The sequence below is a fragment of the Streptomyces sp. NPDC099050 genome (assembly GCF_044759865.1).
Lineage (GTDB): Bacteria > Actinomycetota > Actinomycetes > Streptomycetales > Streptomycetaceae > Streptomyces.
Genome location: NZ_JBIWAE010000028.1, coordinates 1 through 19,663, shown reverse-complemented (window position 1 = coordinate 19,663; position 19,663 = coordinate 1). Strand labels below are relative to the sequence as shown.

At 69.6% G+C, this 19,663-nt stretch carries 13 protein-coding genes and 1 pseudogene; 9 read left to right on the top strand and 5 right to left on the bottom strand.

Annotated elements, in window-relative coordinates; translation table 11 throughout:
- Positions 1 to 15: 15 nt before the first annotated feature.
- Both ACIQV3_RS34055 and ACIQV3_RS34050 read right to left on the bottom strand, forming a co-directional pair.
- The gene (locus tag ACIQV3_RS34055; protein ID WP_403719329.1) at positions 16 to 570 is read right to left on the bottom strand and encodes a flavoprotein; all 555 of its coding nucleotides are present in this window, start codon (positions 568 to 570) and stop codon (positions 16 to 18) included.
- Positions 567 to 1,844, bottom strand: coding sequence for a helix-turn-helix domain-containing protein (locus ACIQV3_RS34050; RefSeq protein WP_403719538.1), 1,278 nt, complete (start codon positions 1,842 to 1,844; stop codon positions 567 to 569). Before ACIQV3_RS34050 ends, ACIQV3_RS34055 begins: the two co-directional genes overlap by 4 nt.
- A gap of 176 nt (positions 1,845 to 2,020) precedes the next feature.
- Between ACIQV3_RS34050 and ACIQV3_RS34045 the strand changes: the two genes are divergently transcribed.
- The 7 genes from ACIQV3_RS34045 (at position 2,021) to ACIQV3_RS34015 (ending at position 8,312) form a co-directional block, all read left to right on the top strand.
- A complete protein-coding gene (locus ACIQV3_RS34045; RefSeq protein WP_403719326.1) occupies positions 2,021 to 2,461 on the top strand; it encodes an ATP-binding protein in 441 nt (146 codons plus the stop codon).
- 4 nt (positions 2,462 to 2,465) lie between these two features.
- Positions 2,466 to 3,785, top strand: a complete 1,320-nt coding sequence (locus tag ACIQV3_RS34040; RefSeq protein ID WP_403719323.1) for a UDP-N-acetylglucosamine 1-carboxyvinyltransferase — start codon at positions 2,466 to 2,468, stop codon at positions 3,783 to 3,785.
- Positions 3,782 to 5,002 carry a bifunctional metallophosphatase/5'-nucleotidase gene (locus ACIQV3_RS34035; RefSeq protein WP_403719320.1) on the top strand — a complete coding sequence of 407 codons (1,221 nt, stop codon included), beginning with the start codon at positions 3,782 to 3,784 and terminating at the stop codon, positions 5,000 to 5,002. Before ACIQV3_RS34040 ends, ACIQV3_RS34035 begins: the two co-directional genes overlap by 4 nt.
- Positions 4,999 to 5,535, top strand: coding sequence for a dCTP deaminase (dcd, locus tag ACIQV3_RS34030; protein ID WP_403719317.1), 537 nt, complete (start codon positions 4,999 to 5,001; stop codon positions 5,533 to 5,535). The genes ACIQV3_RS34035 and dcd overlap by 4 nt, the downstream gene beginning before the upstream one ends.
- Complete coding sequence (locus ACIQV3_RS34025) at positions 5,532 to 6,068, top strand: dCTP deaminase domain-containing protein (RefSeq protein ID WP_403719314.1); 537 nt, start codon at positions 5,532 to 5,534, stop codon at positions 6,066 to 6,068. The genes dcd and ACIQV3_RS34025 overlap by 4 nt, the downstream gene beginning before the upstream one ends.
- A complete protein-coding gene (locus ACIQV3_RS34020; RefSeq protein ID WP_403719307.1) occupies positions 6,065 to 7,162 on the top strand; it encodes a glycosyltransferase family 4 protein in 1,098 nt (365 codons plus the stop codon). The genes ACIQV3_RS34025 and ACIQV3_RS34020 overlap by 4 nt, the downstream gene beginning before the upstream one ends.
- 88 nt (positions 7,163 to 7,250) lie before the next feature.
- The gene (locus tag ACIQV3_RS34015) at positions 7,251 to 8,312 is read left to right on the top strand and encodes a serine hydrolase domain-containing protein (protein WP_403719303.1); all 1,062 of its coding nucleotides are present in this window, start codon (positions 7,251 to 7,253) and stop codon (positions 8,310 to 8,312) included.
- Between the two features lie 188 nt (positions 8,313 to 8,500).
- Here ACIQV3_RS34015 and ACIQV3_RS34010 read toward each other — a convergent pair whose 3' ends face one another.
- Both ACIQV3_RS34010 and ACIQV3_RS34005 read right to left on the bottom strand, forming a co-directional pair.
- Positions 8,501 to 14,632: a hypothetical protein gene (locus ACIQV3_RS34010; protein ID WP_403719301.1), complete on the bottom strand. Its 6,132-nt coding sequence runs from the start codon at positions 14,630 to 14,632 to the stop codon at positions 8,501 to 8,503.
- A gap of 112 nt (positions 14,633 to 14,744) precedes the next feature.
- A complete protein-coding gene (locus ACIQV3_RS34005; RefSeq protein ID WP_403719300.1) occupies positions 14,745 to 17,048 on the bottom strand; it encodes a hypothetical protein in 2,304 nt (767 codons plus the stop codon).
- A 482-nt stretch (positions 17,049 to 17,530) separates the two neighbouring features.
- Here ACIQV3_RS34005 and ACIQV3_RS34000 point away from each other — a divergent pair.
- Both ACIQV3_RS34000 and ACIQV3_RS33995 read left to right on the top strand, forming a co-directional pair.
- Positions 17,531 to 17,650 (top strand): annotated as a pseudogene (locus ACIQV3_RS34000) (very short patch repair endonuclease); the annotation flags it as partial.
- A 59-nt stretch (positions 17,651 to 17,709) separates the two neighbouring features.
- On the top strand, positions 17,710 to 17,946 hold the full coding sequence (locus ACIQV3_RS33995; protein ID WP_403719559.1) for a hypothetical protein: 237 nt from the start codon (positions 17,710 to 17,712) through the stop codon (positions 17,944 to 17,946).
- Between the two features lie 84 nt (positions 17,947 to 18,030).
- On the opposite strand, the gene ACIQV3_RS33990 is transcribed toward ACIQV3_RS33995, so the two are convergent.
- Entirely contained in the window at positions 18,031 to 19,167 is a 1,137-nt protein-coding gene (locus ACIQV3_RS33990) for a hypothetical protein (protein ID WP_403719298.1), read from the bottom strand.
- Positions 19,168 to 19,663 lie beyond the last annotated feature (496 nt).

Here is a 19,663-nt window from a genome sequence, read left to right as displayed (position 1 = left end):
CGGGCAGTCGCAGGATCAGTGGTGGGCGGCCCCTGCCGCCAGCAACGGAGCCAGGAGGTCAACGGCTTCCTCCCAGCGGAAGCGGTCGGCACCGCCGCCGGACTTTGGGCGGTGGGGCTCGTAGCTCCCGACCAGAACGCCCATATCGCGCAGCTCGGCGAGGCTGCGCTGGTACGCGCGGTGGGCGGCGAGCGCGGTGTTCACGTAGGGCAGGACGGCGGTGGGGATGCCCATGCCCGGAGCCTCGCAGAGGATGCCGAGGGCGAGGTTGTCCGCGAAGCCGGCCGCCCACTTGTTGACCGTGTTGAAGGTGGCCGGGGCTACGGCGATCGCATCGGCGGGTGGGAAGGACCGTGCGTCGCCGAGCGCGCGCCAGGCGGAGCGGACGGGGTAACCGGTCCGCTCCTCGATCGCGGCGACATCGAGGAAGGGAATCCCCTGCGGGGTGGCGACGACGCCGACGTCCCAGTTCCGCTCGTGCGCGGCATCGATCAGCTTGCCGACGTCGCCCGCGATCCCGGCCGCGCAGACGACGACGTACAGGAAGGGCTTGCGCTGCGGCTCGGTCACGCGGGTACTCCCAGTCGGCGGCTGAAGTGGTGGAGCTCTGGCAGCGTACGCCGACGATCTCGGGCTGCCATGTCGGCGACCAGGTCCCGGACGGCTGGTCGCCGTACGTCCTGGGCTGCGCAGGTCTCCGCGATCCGCAGGGCCTGGTAGCCGTCGGCGAGGCGGCCCTGCTGCGCGTAGGCACGGGCGGCTTCCACCCACAGGGCGGCCCGGCGCTCGGGAACCGGGATGTGGCGGCGCATGAGCGGACGGGCGATGTCGATGGCAACGCCCGCGTCACCGAAGGACACGGCCGCGCTGACCTCGTGGAGGGCCACGTTGGTGGGGCTGAAGTTGGCCCAGGCGTCGGGATGGTCCAGGGCAACGTACTTCGCCACCTCCTTCGCCTCAGCCAGGAACTCTGCGGTGGCAGCGCGGTCCCCGGCTCTGCTGGCAGCCGTGACTCCGCGCAGTAGCAGCAACCCGAGCACGGAGAGGTGGTGATGGGGCTGCCGGTCGTACGCACCGGCGAGTTGTGAAGCTGTGTGCTTGATCAGCGTGACGGCCTGGCCGCCGTGCTGTTCGCGGACCAGGACGTGTGCGTGGAGGCGGACGCTGGCCGCGAGGACGAGTGGATCACCTGAGCGTTCGGCCTCGGCCATCGCGCGCCCGACGGCGAGCCACGCCGTGCCGGGGTCTCCCTGCTTGAGCAGGAGGCTGGCCGAGGTCTGGTAGGCCGTGGCCAGGAAGCGGGGAAGCTCCTCGGCCTGCGGGGAGTCGGCGATGCAGTGGCGAAGATCGGCGATCAGGCCGGGAAGAGTCCGCTCCAACTCCGCGTAGTCGCAAGTGCTCCAGAGGCGCCGGATGGCCGTGGCCCGGTTTCGTAGTTCCCTGGAGTCCGGCGCTTCCGTCGTCGGAGCCGTCGGCATCCCGGGTAGGAGCGCCTGGACGAGCGCGGGGTGCGCAGTCGTCGGCGCGACCGAGGCTGTGAGCGCGGTGACGCTGGCGGCAAGGAAGGTACGGCGGCGCAGCATTTCCTCTGTCTCCGGATCGTGGGGATCGGCTTCCGGGGCGGCTTCCGCCAGACCGAGTCGGGCCGGGGGAATGAGCAGGATGCGGGCGACGTCGCGCAGAACTCGGATGTCGTCCGTTCCTCGTCCGCCCTCCAGTCGGCTGATCTTCGACTGGTGGTATCCCAGCTCGCTGGCGACGTCCGCTTGTGAGCGGCCCTGTAAGACCCGAGCCCGGCGGATCAGTTCACCGATCCGGTGCGCCTCGCCCTGCGTGTCGACCATCTCCGCCACGGCCCCTTCTGCCGAGACCGATCCTGCCTCCTCAACCGAGCCTAGCTGCAAGGAACTTGTCGGCCATGCACAATGTGCATGAACGATGCAGGGCCTGCGCAGCACATCGCGCAGCCGCCTCCTGACCCGCTTGCCTGGTGGAACCGCACCCCTCCAGGAGGCTGCTCATGGAAGTGCACGAGGTCACGCTGACCGTCACGAGTACGCCCGAGGGCGCCGCTCGTGCCCGGCACCAGGTGATGAACGAGATCAGAGGCTGGCGCTCGGTCATCGGCACCGACGGCATGTGCGTGGCAGAGGCCGTGGCCGGCGAACTGCTGGCGAACGCCGTTCAGCACACGGGAAACGAAGCTGCTTCCGTAACCGCTTGCCTGCGCGGCAGCCGACTGCGCTTCGAGGTCCGCGACCGGAGTTCCGTCCTACCCCACGCACGCCCACCCCGTACGGACGCCGAGGACGGCCGCGGGCTACTGATCATCGACGCCCTCGCCGATCGGCACGGCGTCGACCACAGCGCCGGCGGCAAGTCCTGCTGGGCCGAGCTCGATCTGTCCGCACCCATCTCGGTCACGCCATCCATCACGCAACCTCCCCTGCAAAGGAGTTGAACGCATGGCACCCCATCGAGCTCTTGCGACGAGCGCGGAGGTGATCGCCGTACGTCCGGGGAGCCCCCTCTCCGGTTCGGTCACCGTCGACGGCTCCAAGAACGCCGCCCTGCCGCTGCTGGCCGCCGCAGCAGCCGTGCGCCGGACCGTCCAGCTGGAGAACGTCCCTGCCAGCGCCGACGTCCACTGGATGCTCACCCTGATCCAAGGGGCGGGCTGGCACGTAGCCCGAGCTGTGGGACGGCCCGACAGCGTGGTGATCATGGCCCCTGACGTCGTACCCGCGGAACCCGACCTGGCCCCGGCCGCACGGATCCGCGCGTCGTACTACCTGGTGCCCGCACTCCTCGCCCTACAGGGGAACGCCCGGCTGCCCTGGCCCGGGGGATGCCGGATCGGGGAGCGCGGCATGGACCTGCACTTCAAGGTGTACGAGGCGTTCGGTGACCGTGTCGCCGTCCATGACGAGGGCTACGCCGTCGAGGCCGGTCGACCCGCGACCGGAACGGTTTCCCACGCGCTCCCATTCCGGTCGCGCGGTGCGACGGTCGTCGCCGTCCTGCGTGCGGTCGTCGCGGGCCGTGCGCTGCGCCTCGGGCGGCCGAACCTGTCGCCGGAAGTCCTCGCCGTGCTGGACGCCCTGCGCTCGGCGGGATGGAAGGCCCGAGCCGGCGAACAGGTCCTGGACCTGAGCCCGGCAGCGGCATCACCGGCCGAGATGCCAGCTTGGCGCGTTCCGGGCGACAAGATCGAGGCAGGCACCCTGGCCTGCGCCGTCGCCGCCACCGGTGGGACCGCGCGCATCGAGGGCGTCCAAGGTCGGGATGTCGTGCCGTTGCAGGCAGCCCTGCAGCGGCTGGGCATCCCCACCGCAGTACGTGAGGACGCCCTCGTTGTCGACGGGAGCGCCGCCCGGCCCACGGGCCGTCCCCTTCGCGCCATCGCCACACTGGCCACCGGCGGCCTGGACGCCGATTTCGAACCTCCCCTGATGGCACTGGCTCTCGGCCAGCCCGGGACACACCTGTTCGCCGACTCCATCAACCCCGGCCGCCACGGGAACCTGCTGCCCCAGTTGGCTCGGCTCGGCGCGAAGATCGAGGAGATCTCCCCCACCGAATGCCGGCTGACCGGCCCGCAACGCCTCACCGGAGCCGGGGTAGAGGCCACCGACATCCGCACCGGCTCCGCGCTCATGGTCGCCGCCCTGACCGCCCGCGGCATCACCACCCTCGGCGGAGTCGACCAGCTCCGCCGCGGCCACGCCGACCTGCCCGGCAAGCTCCTCCACCTCGGCGCCGACATCTGCGAGGTCGCGCCATGACCACGTCCCGCTCCCTACGACAGATCATGGCCACCACCGACGTCCACTCCTCCCTCGGTACCGGCGGCCCACTGCTCGGGCACCTCCACCAGGCGCGCACGGACAGCCTGCTGGTGGACTGCGGCGACTTCTTCGAGGGCACCGGGTACTACCGCCTCGGCCAGGGCGCACTCGAACGGGACATCCTGCTCGCCCTGTACGACGTCGTCGCTCCCGGGAACCATGGCTGGCTGCACTACTTCGAGCCGGGCCTCCACCGGCGGACCGTATGCGCCAACGTCGTCGAGGACTCCACCGGCAACGCGCTCTTCCGACGTCTGCGCATCGTGGACATCGCGGGCCGAACGACGGCCGTCACGGCCGTGATCGGCCAGCAGGCATTCAGGTCGATCCCGGTCGGGCAGCGGTCCGGCCACCGCGTCACCGATCCAGTCCACGCCCTGCGCGAGCTGATGCTCGCGCACCACCACGAGGTCGACTCCTGGGTCCTCCTCAGCCACTCCGGCTTCGAGCAGGACCTCCAGCTCGCCGAGACGTGCCCCTTCCTCGACGTGGTCTTCGCCGGCCACTGCCACAGCGAACACACCGGACCCGAACGGGTCGGCAGCACCCTCGTGCTCAAGGGGCAGGAACTCGCCGTCGGCTACGCAGTCGCCGAGCGCTCCCCCGAAGGCTGGGTCGGACGGGCGGCTCGTTTCCCCGACACCTCGGGATCCGTCCTACCGACCGAGTTGGCCTCCGTCCGTCAACAGATCGCCTCCATCGACGCACAGCTGGCCGAGCCGCTGGGCCGTCTCGTCGCGCCCTATCGGAACAAGCCGCTCGACCGCCACGCCCTGCTCCGAGAACTGGCCGACCGGCTGCGCAGCGGACTGGGCAGCGAGGCCGTCGTCCTCAACGAGACCGCCGTGCGCACAACGCTGCTCGGCGAAGTCCTCACCGCCGGAGATCTGCTGGCCATCGAGCCGTTCGACAACAGCCTGGTCGAGGCCCAGGTCGCGCCGGCCTTCCGTAACAACCCCACTGCCCTGATCACTCACCTCACCGAGCGGGCAGGACCTCTGATCACCTCCCCCGATCTGCTCCCCGCCGGGCTGACGAGCGTGCTGACCACCGACTACCTCGCCGACACCTGTCTCAGCAGCCGAGCCCAGCCCTCGGGCCTCAGCCTCGGCTCGGCGATCCGGAGCATCCTGACCAACGGAGACGACCAGTGATCCTCACCGGGCCCGAGATCACCTCCGCCTCGAAGGACGGACGGCTGCGCATCTCCCCCTTCACGTCGACCCAGGTCAACCCGAACAGCTACAACGTCCGCCTGGGCGGGACCCTGCTCACCTACACCGACCAGGTACTCGACACCCACCGCCCGAACCCCACCCGCCGCACAGAGATCGGCGACGACGGCCACGTCCTGCAGGCCGGCGAGCTGTATCTCGGCAACACCCTGGAGGAGGTGGGATCCGACCTCTTCGTCCCCCTGCTCTTCGGTCGCTCCTCCGTCGGCCGACTGGGGCTGTTCGTCGAGATCACCGCACCCATCGGCGACATCGGCTTCCACGGCCAGTGGACGCTGATGCTCACCCCGACCCGCCCCGTGCGCGTCTACGCCGGGATGAAAATCGGGCAGATCATGTTCTTCGTCTCCGAGGGCGCCATCGACCTGTACCAGGGCAAGTACCAGGCGGCCTCCGGGCCCCAGCCTTCCGCGTACTGGCGCGACCTCGACGCCACGGCGGTGACCTCGTGATCCTCACCGGAAGGGCCATCGCCGCCGCCCGCGAGGCGGGCCTCATCACCATCGACCCGTACGACCCGGACCGCCTGTCCCCCAACGCGTACGACTGGCGCCTGGGCAGCACGCTCCGCGTCTGCGAGGGCGACCTCGACGCCGCCAGTCCCACCGCCTTCTCCGAGCTCACCCTCCCCGACGACGGGTACGTCCTGGAGCCCGGGAACCTCTACCTCGGCCACACCCTGGAGCGCACGGGCTCCGAGGCCTACGCCCAGCTCCTCAACGGCGACCGGACCACCGGCTCCCTCGGCATCTGGGTCCACGTCTCCGCGCCGCTCGGGCACCAGGGCCACGCGATCCGCTGGACCCTGGAGATCCGAGCCACCCGCTCCGTACGCGTCCGGCCCGGCATGACCTTCGGCAAGCTCGTCTTCCTCCGCACCCACGGCTCCCCCGTCAGCTACCAGCAGCACGGCCTCAAGTACCGCACCAGCGAGGGCATCGAGACGTCCCGCCTCTACGAGGAGAACCCTGGAGGCCGCCAGTGAACCGCGTCGTCGCCACCGCCCTCGACCTGCCGTTCCCCAGTCCCGGCGGAAGCGTCGAACTGTTCCTCGACCTCTACGCCGGCACCCAGCCCGCCATCCCCTCCCGCGCCTTCATGCTCGCTCCCGACGGCCCCCGCACCCGCACCCCGGCCGGCATCGACCTGCTGCACGCGTCCGGCAAGTGCCTCGACGGCCACGCCTTCAGCCGGTACGTCACCAACCTGCGCCTCGCCATGACGGCCGCCATCGACCCGCGCCAGATCAGCGTCGTGCACCTGCACCACCTGACATTCGGCGCCACGCCCGCCCTCCTGCGGGCCCTACCCGCCCACCCCCGGATCGCCTTCGTCCACGGCACCGACCTCCTGCACGCCGAGAACCACACCACGCAGCTGCGCGTTCTCCGCGAGACCGCCTCCGCTGCCGACGCGATCATCGTCCCCACCGGCGCCATGGCCGACCGCCTGCTCAAGCTCGCCCCAAAGACGGACAGGCGCAAGATCGAGAAGATCCCCTGGGGCATCCCCGACGGCCTCCTGACCAGCCCACCGCCCCGGCCCGCCCGACGTCCCACCAGCCACCTGCGGATCCTCTTCGCAGGCCGCCTCAGTTCCGAGAAGGGCCTCGAACCCCTCCTCCAAGCCGTCGCGGCCACCCGCTCGGTCGAGCTGAGCATCGCCGCCCCGCGCGCCCAGTTCCTCGACCTCGCCCCGGTCATCCGCCAGCTCGGCGTCCACGTCCGCTACCTCGGCTGGTTCCGCCGCGCCCAACTGTGGAGGGCCTTCACCGACCACGACGTACTCGCCGTGCCCTCCACCACCCTGGAGGCCATGGGCCTCGTCGCCCTCGAAGCCCAGGCCTGCGGACTCCCCGTCCTCTACCAACCCGTTCCCGGACTCAGCGAAGCCCTCTCCGGTACCGGCCTGGCCACCGACTTCACCAACCCCACCACCGCTGCCCACGACCTCCACCGCCTGCGCACCACCCCAGGCCTCTTGGAGATGCTCCGCGCATCCGGCCGCACCAACGCCGCCCGCTTCCCCCTCAGCGCCACCGCCACGGCCATCACCGACCTCGGCCGGCGACTCGCCTGACACCACCCGTGGCGCAGCCGGCACCGCCCCGGCCGCGTCACTAACCTGTCCAACGGACCACCCGCGGGCCCACGACGATCGGGAGACCATGACCCACACCACCGACCGGATCGAAGACCTCCTCCAGACCGGCGTGCGCGACGAGGTCTACCCCGGCGCGGTGTGGGCGGTCGGGAACGCCGACGGCATCGAGGCCAGCGGAGCCGTCGGCCTATTGGACCCCGACCACCCGGACGAGCCCATGCGGCTGGACACCGTCTTCGACGTGGCCAGCCTCACCAAGATCCTCGCCGTCTGGTCCACGATCGGCACCCTGGTCGAAGAAGGCAAGCTCCAGCTCCACACCCCGCTGGGCACCTTCTGGGACGAAGCCGCAGGCCACCCCCTCGCCCGGGCCACGGCCCACCAACTGCTCACGCACACCGCCGGCCTGCCGCTGCGCGCCAACCTGAAGAACCTCTACGGCACCGACCCCCAGGACATCCGCGACGGCGTCCTCCACGAGGCACTCCACCGCCCGCCCGGCGAGGCCGTCGAGTACACCGACCGAGCCGCCCTCGTCCTCGGCTACCTCGCCGAGCACCTCTCGGGCCAGCCCCTGGACCAGCTCGCCACCGACCGCATCTGGAACCCCCTGGGCATGACGCAGACCCGCTTCGGCCCGCTCCCCGATGCCGAGGCGGTCCGCTGCGCCCCCACCGAGTACGAGGAGACCACCGCCACCCACCTCAAGGGCACCGCCCACGACTTCTCCGCCCGCCTCCTCGACGGCGTCTGCGGCATCGCCGGCACCTTCTCGGTGCTCGACGACCTGGCCCGCTTCCTTCGCCACATGCTCGTCCCCGCCCAAGCAGCCTTCGGGCCGGCCTGGATCGAGGAATCCCTCCGCGTCCAAACTGGCGACCTCACGCCCGCCCGCGGCCTCTTCTGGCACCCGGCCCCCGGCACTGCCCCCACTGAGGACATCTGGGTCCACTACGGCTTCACGGGCACTGGCACGTGGATCAGCCCGCAGCAGGGCAGATGGTCCGTCCTCCTCACCAACAAACTCCGCTTCAACCGTGACCGCGAACCCCTAGCGGAGGTCCGCAACTCCTTCCGTGCCACCGCGTTCGCGGCGCCGGGCCAGCTCATGGCCTCACGTTCATAGCTGAACCGGGCCCGCATGTGGCTGGTTCGAAGAGGTCACGGGTGAGACCCCTCCAGGGCGGGGCCTCCTCGTCGCCGCGTTCGCCGCTCGCTGCGCTGCAGATCCGTACCCGCCTGGCAGGAAGTCATCTCGACCAAGCAGGAACCGACTCCGGAGCTGCCGGGCAGAAGTTCGCCCCTGCCTCGGTGTCAGCCCTGCAACATCACGCACCTCCGGAGCAACGGTTCCAGACGCAACTGGTTCCCCTGATGATCGAACACCTGAAGCGCATCGAGGCAGGTAACGATCCAGCGGGCCTCATCTTCGTCCTCGATCCGAACCGCTACGGCGGTCACTGCACTCTCCAGGTCAAACGTGTCCTCCATGAACTCCTCGGCGAGAGACCGGTAGCCGGTCACGAGCAGCGGGGCCGCATACACGCCGGTCGCCTCGGCAAACGCGCGAGCCTCGGTCCGGTCCCCGCACACAACGGCCAGCCGGTCCAGCACCGCGTCCGAATCGTCCAGTTCGCCGTGAAGGCGGTGGGCCCGGTCGACCAGGATCGGCCAGCCTCCGGTCAGCTCGTGGAGACGGTCCAGGCGGTCCTCCGTGTGGAACTTCTCGACCCGTTGGGCCCAGCTGTGCAGGCTGCGGCGGTCGTGTCGTCGCAGTACGACGGGAGCCGCCGAGGTGCGTTCGGTGCCCGTCAGCAGGGGGCGCCACAAGCCCAGCTGGGTGGGATCCGTGACGACGACCACGGCACGGGTCACCCCCGGCGTGGCGGGCAGCAGCTCCTCAGCCAAATCGACGGCCTGTCGGGGAGCCTCGGGCCGGGCGTCCGGATAGCGGGCGAAGTCGCTGATGACGACCCGTCGTTCCCGGGGGCGGCCGCCCGTGAGCTCCTGCTTGTATACGCTGGGCTTACCGACGGGCGGCAGCGTCCAGCCGACGATCCGTCCGGCAATCTCACGGAGGGTGTCGCCGACGTCTCCGACACCCGTCGCCGTGGTGCCGAGGACGACCCTCGTCTGGTTGGACCGCTCGCCGAGAAGGTCGTCGAGCTGGGTGATGGTGAGCGGAGCCGGCCGATTGTCGAGCAGCTCGGGACGACCCTCTTGCACGATGCTCTCCTGGAGCTCGCAGTCGCGTTCGGCCCTGAGCAAGCGGGCGTCCACCTCGTGGGAGGTTCCGATCATGCGCAGGGCGTTCGGACCCCTCAGGTGCCAGCCCTGCCCGTCGTGGTTGGGGGCAAGCACTCCTAGGCCCACCATCTCGGAGAGGTAGGCGCGGAATCCTTCCGTGTCGAGCTGTTCGAAGCCCTTGCGCCAGAACGTCTCGCACTCCTCGCGCAGTTCGGCGTCGCTCAGTCGAACCTCAAGGCCACGATGGCGCGCGTGATAGGCCAGCACGTTGGCGATCACGTCGTAGCGGTGGTCAAGGCTCAGGGTGTCCTTGAACGCCGCCGAGATACCGTCTCTGAGACCGGTGTCCGACTCCACGACCTCGATATCGGTGATCTCCACAGCGTACGGGGGCCCCTCGGCTCCGCGCCTTGCCCGCTTGCGGTGCATCACCTCGACCAGCCGGTGGCCGAACATCTGCAGCAGGAACGGCTGGTAGGAGCAGTATCCGAGGACCCGGTTGATGAGATCCATGTCCTGGAACTCGAAGCCGAGCGCCCGCATCGGGTCCACCAACAGTTCGGCGGCGGACTGGGGTGCGAGCGGGCCGATCACCTTCGGAGTCTGCGCGAGGTGGCCGAACGGTCCGTTGCTGGCGAGCTTGGAGAACCGCTGCACGGAGTGCAGGCCGGCGAAGACGACCTTGGCGCGATCCTTGGTGTCGGATCCGAGGCCCTTGAGCTTCTTGGTCTGCTCGAAGCGAGGAGCGTCCGCTTCGAAGAACTGGTCGCACTCGTCGAGCAGAACGAGCAAACGCCGACGGGAATCCCCGTCGAGCCAGGCGCGGATGCCAGCACGGACCCGTTCGGAGATGTCCTGCCCCGACCTGCGACCCGGCTGCCCGCCCAGCACCTCAGCCGCTCGGAGCTCCCGATCTAGGACGCTCCACAGCGCCTCCGGCCCCAGTGAGCTGCCCTTTCCGATGTTCTCCTGATCGAGGTTCACGTACACCGCGAGCTGGTAGCCGGGGCGCTGCTCTTCGAACCGCTCTCCGGCATCGCTAAGCAGGGCGGACTTGCCGAGTCCCCGGCCGCCGAAGATGACCTGCGTGCCGTGCGGGTCCAGAACGCTCTTGCGCTCGGCGTCACGGCCGTAGAACATCTCGCCGCCGATCCGGCCACGCTTCTCTCTGATGTACGGGTTGACACCGGAGAACGGCAACAGTGTCTGCGTGGCCGTGCTGACCTGTCGATTGCCCCGTGCCGCAAGGTAGGCCAGGGCGGCATCGTCCACTACCAACATCGGCTGCAGCCGATCAGAGCCGACGGCGATTTCGACGCGAGCCTCACGGCTCAGCGTGCCGAAGTAGAGGACGAGGAGACTCGCTCCGCTGTTGTCGCGCTCCGCCAGGCTCATGACGACCTTTGCGGGCGGGCGGCCCCAGACCATCAGCACACGAAGGCTGCCGCCCTGCTCCCGGATCTGCGAGCCGAACGCGGGCGCCTTCGCCCTGCCGTTGATCTCCACCTCAGTCGCCTCGAAGAGGCGGAACTCTCGCCGGCGCAGGTGCGGGGATCGCTCGTCGAGCGGCCTGGCACTCTTGGCCTCGTATCCGAGCAGTTTGAGGAGCGGCGGCAACTGCCGCTTCGCGGACACGTCGAGCCGGTCCTTCGGCTCGGTCGCACCCAGCACCCGCCACTCGTCGAGTACGTCGGCCGCCAGAGCCGCCTCGTCGGTCGAGAGTGTGCTGTAGTCCAGGATGGGGATGCCCGTGTGCGTTCCGCCGGACCGGACGAGGTCGACGAGGGCATGGTCCACGCCCTTGGGCAGCCCCTCGGGCACGGCCGGGAAGAAGTCCGTCAGGTGGGACTCACCACCGTCGATCTCCGGGACGTCCTCGCCGATCTCCAGGAAATAGACGAGGTCGGCGGCCGTGGCCAGACCACCGGTGTCCAGGTGCCGCAGAACCTGCGCACGCAGCTCCTCGCTGGAGTCCAGGGCGTCGAGCCGGGCCCGGATCCGGTCGGCCGCCTGCTGCCGGAAGGCCGGCAGGTCACCCCGCACGGCGTCGAGCGCTCGTCGTACGTCCACCAAGTCGTACGTGTCGGCCCCGTCGAGCTGGCCCCTGGCGTCGGCGAGGAGTTCCTGAAGGCGCAGATCCTGGTCGTCGGTCACGGCTCCGTCGGCCTGTGCGCGGTGCAGTTCGGCGACAAGATCGTCGTGGCTCCCACGCAACTCCCCGCGCCGGAAGGCCGCCTGCGACTCGATCTCGGCAGGCGAGGGTGGAGTGAATTCTTCGGCCCGTGCGCCGGACAGCAGCTCCCGTCCCGCCAACTCGACGAGAGCGCGAGCCGCGGCGAAGGCGTCGTGAGCGAGCCGCTCGGCGAGGGCGTCCTGCCAGCTCCGGTCGACGGCGGTGAACAGCCCGTCGAGCGACGGCTGCTCGCCGCGGCGGTCGCATACCTTCAGCAGTTCCGCGTCCAGCACGAGTTCAGGGTCCACGGGACCGCCGGGACGCGGGGGCGGGGTATTGCCACCGGCCAGCAGGGCGAACAGCTCCTCCATCGAGTCGCGTGCCGCCCAGGCTGATGCAGCCTTGACCCCGCCCGAGCCTCGCGCCAGCTGCTCCAGTTCCCCCAGAGCCGTCTCCCGGCCGTCCAGCAGGGACCGCCGCAGCGAGGAGATCTCTTTGACCGCCCGGTTGCCGTCGGAACGGTCGCCACGGCGGATGGTGTCGACCGCCAGACACCACTCCTTGGCCAGACCGACGGCTCGCTCCACGAGATGCACCAGGTCCTGGCGCCCGGAGCCCTGGAGAGGCTTGCCACTGGGTGAGCGGTGCTTGCGGTCCATTCGGTCGATCTCGTTGCTGATCTCGGGCAGCTTGGACAGACGCTCGGCCTGCTCTCGCACCTGGGCCAGCCCGTCGCGGTGGTCGCCGGCCACGGTCATGAGCAGCGATGCGAGCAGCCCGTCGTCGGACAGCCAGCGTTTCGCGATCTCCGTTGCCCGTGCGAAGCGAAGCCTCGGAGGCTGGAGCAGGACACGGCACTGCTCCCGCAACTCCCGCAGCCGCGCCTCCGCGCCGGAGACGTCGGCGCTGACCGCCAGCGGCGAGGCCATCATCAGTGCGCCGCTGAGGGTACGGTCCGCGACCGCGGTCGCCGCTTCCGCCAGCCGTTCCGGTAGCCGGGGCGCCAGAGACTTCAACTGGGCGCCCGCCAGATGATCCCCGGTGATCAACGCCGTACGCAACAGGGCGGGCAGCAGGAGGAGCTCGCTGCCTTCCGCGTCCCGGCCATCGTGTCCGATGTACCGCTGGAGCAGGTCCGCGGTCAGTCGGGCCCCCTGGCTGTCACCGGACGTCAGCAGCCCGGCGGCACCAGCCAGACGGAGCGCCGTCACCTGCGGTTCGGGGTGGCCGGACGCCCTCGCCACGTGGTGGGCGAGTCCGAAGCGCCGCTCCACGACCAGCCTCGTCAGAACCCGCTCGGTCGCGACCTCGTCGGAATGATCCTCGGTGGTGGCGGAGGCGAGAGTCTTCAGGGCGGGCTCAGCGGGCGGACCATGCCCATCGCGCGCCGCGGGGAAACTGGGCACGGATGCCGCGACCGGGCCGGAGGCGGCGGGCGAGGCCGTCAGTTCCGGTTCCGTGGTGGGGATCCTCGAGGCTGCCGCGGCCGGCACGTCGACGATCGCGATCGGACCTGGCGTAGTCGTCTGGGCAGGGGCTTCCGGTTCCGGTACGGCGTGAGGCCCGGAGCCCCCCGTGGCGCGGCCGTCAGGCCTCTCCGACAGCCCGTCCTCCTCCTCGGAGACCTGCTCGCCGTGCTCGGCGGTCGTGTCGTCAGCGGCGAGCTCCTCGACTCCCCCGACATCGCCTTCGGTGGCCTCCGCCTCGGGGGATTGCGCGAAGGTCTCCTGCGGCTGGGCCAGCACCAGTTCAGGTGCCATGATCACCGCCATGGCACACGCGGGCAGCACCCGCACCATCTGGTCCTGCAGGGCCAGGATCTCCGTCGCCGCGTACGCCTCTCGCCCCACTCGGATGAGTCGTGCCAGGTCAGCCAGGACGGCGCTTTCCTGCCGTTGTGTCAGCTCCCAAACCTCTGCGTCCAGCAGACGGCGGGTCGCTCTCCTTACGGCTTCGGCGGCAACGGCGGCAGGGCCGTCCAGCTGGCCTGCGCATTCCAGCAGGTCCCGCAGCGTCCCCCGTACCTGGTCGTCATGGTCGCGTGCCGTCCGGTACTCACGTGCAGCCTGTGTCATGTCCTTCAGACTGCGGGGCACCCCGTGCACTCCCGCCGCGCGGAACACCGCGTCGGCGCTGTCGAAGACGGCGCCCAGCGCGTCCAGTACGGCCAGATCCCCGTGATGCGGCGGAAGACCGTCGGCCACCGCACCCGTCACGTTCTCCGCGGCTCGCCGGGCCCCCGCGAGGGCCGACTCCATCCGTCGGCACGCCTCCTCCGGGTCCGTCCTCTGCTCGGCGCCAGCTTCTTCGGACGCGATCACGGGCACGTCGTGCGGGACGCCTGAATTCGATGCGGCGCCCTTGGAAGCGACGGCCGTCCTGCCCGGCCTCGTACCCGCACCCGCACCCGCGGACAGCCGCTCGACGCCTTCCCGTCGGCCGTCGAAGTCCGGGTACGCCGCCATGACGGACCGGGCCTCATCGGCCACAGCCGCCAGGCGTACGGTCTCCTCCTCATCGGCCGTCTCCATGAACCAGTCCTGGTCGGCCGCCCAGGCGAGAAGGTAGGCGTCGGCGACGGAGGCATTGCACCAAGCGAACACCGTGCCCCGGAGCAGTGTCGTGCCCCATCGGGAAACGGGCTCGGAGACGGTCTTGCCGTCCTGGGCGAAGGCGACTTCGATGATCTGGTCCAGCACGGTGGTCGTGAGGTCCCTGATGCCGCAGCTGCAGGTGTGCTGCCGAGCGTCGCGCCGCATCCGGGCGAGCAGGTCCTGGCACAGGGCCCTGCCCGCCCGGCGAGGAGCCGCCATACGGATGCCCAGGCCGCCCAGCAGCTTCTGCCGCTCCCTGGGCGGCAGGGAGTTGAAGGCGAGTTCCACCATGTCGACCGTGAGCTCGTTCAGAGCGGCGCCGACCGGGTGGTCCAAGGCGTTGAGTGCGGCGGCCAGACCTTCGAAGTCCTCGGCCGAGACGGTCGGCGGGGACAGCGGCGGCCCCGTGATGACGCGGTAGCGGTCGTGCATGTACGCCTACTCCGTTCTGTGGCCTTCAGTGGAAAGGGCTCGCTCGACGCCGAGGAGCCGGCAGGGAGGAACAGGACAGCGACAGGAGGGGTGGGAACCGTGGATTCCCAGTTCAGTGACCTCGTGTGTGGTCGGTGACGAACGTGTAGCCGTAGGGAAGTTCCCAGCCGTCCGCCTTGCCGAGCCTGCGGCAGTGTGCGCGGAAGGCCGCTCGCTGCGCCTCGCTGGGCGAGGCTCCCGGCCGGAGGCGTCGCAGATGACCGGCGACGAACTGGAGGGCCAGCAGCCCCGGGCCGTCCGGCTCCGTGCCGCCCCATGGGCGTATCACTCTTCGCCGTACAGGCCGGTAACCGAGGAGCGGGATGACCGGCTCCCCGTCACGTGCCGGGTAGTGCGGTTGACCCCACGCGTCCCGGCTACCGAGGGCCGGCTCCAGGATTCGTTCCGCCAGCAGTTCCGCGACCGCCGACTCCAGGACGGCGGTTTGAGACCGTGCCGGCCAGCGCCCGTAGACCGCGCTCGGCAGGACCGAGCGGTCCAGTAGGGCGTGGCCGTCCAGGGTGAGCAGACCGCATCGGCGCACGGTGCGCATCACCAGTAGCCGGGGGCCGAGACCGACCGCGCTGTCGCCACGGCGATCGCTGCCCGGAGCGTCCTCCCTGGTGAGCACGCGGGAGTCGTAGCAGTGCCCGATCACGCGGTCGTCAACCTGCACCAGATCTGTGAGCGGGGTCGTGGTCGCGCGGATCACCGTTTCGCCGCGGAGCCAGCGCAGTTCGAGCATGAGGCCGGGAAAGAAGTCGCGGGGCCAGTGGATGCCAGTCAACCGGCCGGTTTCGTCGTCGAGTTCGGCAGTGACATCCTGAGCTGCCGCACGCTCGGCCAGGGGCTGTCCAGCATGGTCGAGTTCGAGGTGTGAAGCGAGGCGTGGGCCGTGAGACCGGCGGAGCGCGTGTGCAACGTACGGGTGCAGGGGGAACCAGCCGTCGATGAGATGGGCAAGTCGCAGGGGCGACCGCCAGACGATCTGCTCCGCGTCGTTCCGCAGGAGTTCGCCAGGCCCCAAGACGGCACCGTCGGCGAGGGACAGATCGACCGGTTCGATCTCCACTTCCGCATCCGTCTCTGATTCCGGCTCCGACAGTGCGGGGAGCGTCGATGCCCAGCCGCGCCCTGCAGGGGCCAGAGGGTCGCCGGGCGCTTCGGCGCCACCCGGATGATGAGACCGCCAGACGCCCCCGCTCTCGAACATGTCGTCAAGCGTGATCCGGGATCCGTTCTCGAACAGGCCCTGTTCACTGTCCCGTCGGACCACATCGGCGAGTGAAATGTTCGCGCGGCAGACCGCCGCGGCGTACCCCACGCCCCTGAGCAGTTCCGTCGCACCGGGGAACTGGCGAAGTCGCGGCCCGACCGCCGTGTACACCGTGACGGGGACGGCCAGGCCATGGCGCCGCCTCGCCGGAGTGACCGCATGTTCCACCGCGGCAGCGAGAGTGCGGAAGTCGTCGCCTCCCAGTGGTCCGGCATCGCCCCAACACTCCGCGAGCGAGGTCCGGGTCACGGCGTAATGGCCCCACGTGCGCAGCGACGGGCTGGAGGCCAGAACGCCCCTCACCGTGTCGAGCAGACCAAGGAGGCCAGCCCTCAGTTCGTCGCCGCTTGTGCCGCCCACGAGTTCGGCGAGGGACACGGGAACGTAGGGACTGAGCAGCTGCTCCCTCGCCGTGGTCAGGAGGTGGTCCGCGTAGGCCGTCAGGTCGTCGTACCGGGCCGCTTCCGGGGACGGGTAGGAGACGTCGACGACGACGTGCCCGTCTTCGTTGATCCAGCGCCGGCGCGTGCGTAGACGGTGGAGCTGAGTCAGCGACAGGCTCAAGGCCGGGCCGAATGCCTGGAGGTCCGGGACCAGGAGCTCCCTTCGCCGGAGGGCCGCGCCGGTCGCCGGCCTCCCCGGGCCCGTGGCCCCGGCAGGCGCCCCGGAGACCCAGTCCGGTACGTCCCCGAGGGCCCCCACTTCCGGGTGTGCGCCCTCGCGGTGGACGATTTCTGCGTACAGCGGGTCCGATCCCGTGGCTACGCACACCATGGCACCTACCGGGAGCGTAGGCGCGTACCCGCCGAGGGTGATCACGGGGAAGTCGTCGAGGCGCAGCGGGGTACCCCCATAGCCATCGCCCCCGAGGTCGTACCCGAAGTACACGGCGTTGAAGGCGACGGCGGTGTGTACCGGTGCCCGACGGGTGGCAACCACCGCCTCGAGATAGCGCAGGAGCAGGTGTAGTTCCCCGGCAGGTACGGCGTCGTAGCCTTTCGTCATGGCGGGAGTCAGCAGAGTCTGGTCACCATACGGATCCGGCACCGCCGTTCGCCCGTGATCGCGGATGATTGCTGACACATTCGGGTCCCCACCCATGGCACCTCCGCCACACTGCCGACCACCCCGGCCCGCCTGCGGTAATTCCCGCAGACTACGCCGAGGCTTGGTTGCCTGTGGCACTTTCCCCACATTGCGACTGTCGATGGCCACCTGCACCCGACTTGTACGGATCATCACACCTGCCGCGTCCAGGTGGAGTCCTTCTCCGGCCTGGCGGAGGCCCTCTTCCACCGTCTCCGGCACGGCAAGGCCCGAGTAGTACCCACGAAGGCCGTGCCCTCGCGGCTCCTGGCCCACCGACCCCTGGGATGCCAGGCGGGGCCCCGTCTCCCTCCACCCCGACGGGACCGTCATGCCTTGCGCCGGCTCCACCTTCGCGATCGAACAGATCCAACCGGGGCGCACCGCGCCGGGCAACTGGGGTTACCGAATCGGCAGCCACTAGTTGATCGGGAGTGGAGACCAAAGACAGCCGCCGAGGCGTACCGAGCCCACGGGACGCGAATGCCAGGAGGGTGATGGTGTCCCAACGCAACCGGGACACCGCGCCAGAACTCGCCTTCCGACGCGCCCTCCATTCCTTGGGCTTCCGCTACCGCGTGAACATGCCCATCCCCGGGATGCCGCGCCGCCGCGCTGACGTCACCTTCACCAGATGGCGAACCGCAGTCTTCGTCCAAGGATGCTTCTGGCACGCGTGCCAGAAGCATCTGCACCTCCGAAGCACAACTCCGAATGGTGGCGCCGAAAACTCGAAGGCAATGTCCGCCGCGACGAGGAGACCGACGCCCACCTCGTACACCTGGGCTGGCTGCCGCTGCGCATCTGGGAGCACGAAGGCGTGGACGACGCCGTTGGCAGGGTGACTGCGGCACTGGCGACCCGTGACCATCCCCGGGCCCTACGTCTGGGGGGCCAGCGCATGGCCAAGTGACATGACCTGGTGGGGCCGCTTCGGTCGGTCCGAACAACACCTCCGCGTCCGCCGTACTTCTGTCGCATCAGGGAACGGGGCGGATCACACTGCGGCCGTGTCCGGTTCGTCTGCAGCCGATGGGTGCACGTGCCTACCGGGGTTGAACGGTGTGAACCAGGCACCGAACGCCATGGGTGCAATGCCGAGGGCCGAGCCCACCGCGCCCTCGTCGATCCCGTCCATCGAACCGTCGTACAGCCACTCGTGGTCCATGTCCTCGTAGACGTTGTCGGCGAACACTTCTAGGGCGTTCGAGACGCCGTCGTCGAGCAACCCGAACAACTCCAGGGTGACGGTCGTCTGGCTCAAGAGCAGCCTCAGGGCAAGTTCCTCGGCGACGCAACTCAGCTGGTCGAAACTGCCGTTGGTGAAGCGGGTGGTCATGGCGATCACGGTCACCAGAAAGCGGCGGGCGAAACGGGTGTCGTACTGGAGGACGTACATCTCCGGCAGGTCCTCCAGGTGCCACAGCGGGCCGTCGCACTCGCCGACGCTGGTGCCCTCCTGCTCCAGGGTGTGCACGTCCTCGAACAGCTCGTCGATCAAGACATCGGTGGCGTAGATCAGTGCGCCGGCGGCCAGCATTGCGTCGTCGGGCGCGACTGCGAAGCCGTAGTCGTCGCCGTCCTCCTCCCCGGGGTCGTCCTGCACACCGAACATCACTGGTGGAAAGGAACGCAGCTCGTCCGCCAGCACGAGCATCCGGGCGCGCACTTCCTCGGCCTTCGCTTGCGCGTCGTACTCGCCTCCTTCGGCTGCTGCGGGCGGCTCGGCATGGCGGGCTTTGCGGGCCGCGGGGTCGTCCGGCGGGCCGTTCGGGCCGTCGGCGGCGGCGAGGCTCTCCTGAGTGATCTCGGGGTGCAGTTCGACTTCGCACCGCTCGACCGTCCAATCCGCGAGCAGCTCGGAGCGTCGAAGCACTTCGCTCACGACGTCCCGGACGGCGTCCTCCGCGAATTCGAGCGCCTCGGCGTCGACGAACACCTTGAGCAGTGCCCCGCCCGGATACACGCCCACGATCGTGTCGAGGAGTTCGACCTCCATGCCGTCCGGCCCGTCGATGCCGTCGACCGAGGCGAAGCCGCTCTCGATCAGCGCGACGGCCCCGGCACGCTGCAGCGGGTCCATCTCCGGGGTTTCCTCCGAGATGCAGATGTCTACGGTCACTACGTACGTCACGTGTCCGAGCCTGGCAGACGGAACGTAACCGAGGGGGAGAATCGAATCGGTTCGTCAAGCCGTCGCCCCACGAAGGCAACCGCCACCCCCGGTCCTGCTCGCTTGCACTCCGTTGCGTAGCTCCGCACGACGCTTGAAACAGGCCCTGGCCAGCGGCGCCCCGTCCTCCCGGGCAGCAGCGGCTGGGGAGAATCTGGGGAGAACGAAGGCCCGTTGGGGAGCGGCTGGGGAGGATCGGCCGTACAAACTGGCAGCACGGTGAAAGAGGCGGAAAGGCTGATCGTTGCAGGTCGAACCGCCTGTTCGGGCTATTTCCGCAGGTCAGCGGGGTGAGGGTGACGACTTCAAGAAGGTCTCCTCATGGGCTGCCATTTTGTTTGCTCCCACACTCGTCGGAACTATTGATCAGAAACTCAAAGGGTTCTCTTCGATGGTGTAGCGGACGTGGGGGCCGTGGAAGTAGCCGCGGACGATGTGAGGCTGGCGTTGCCGTCGT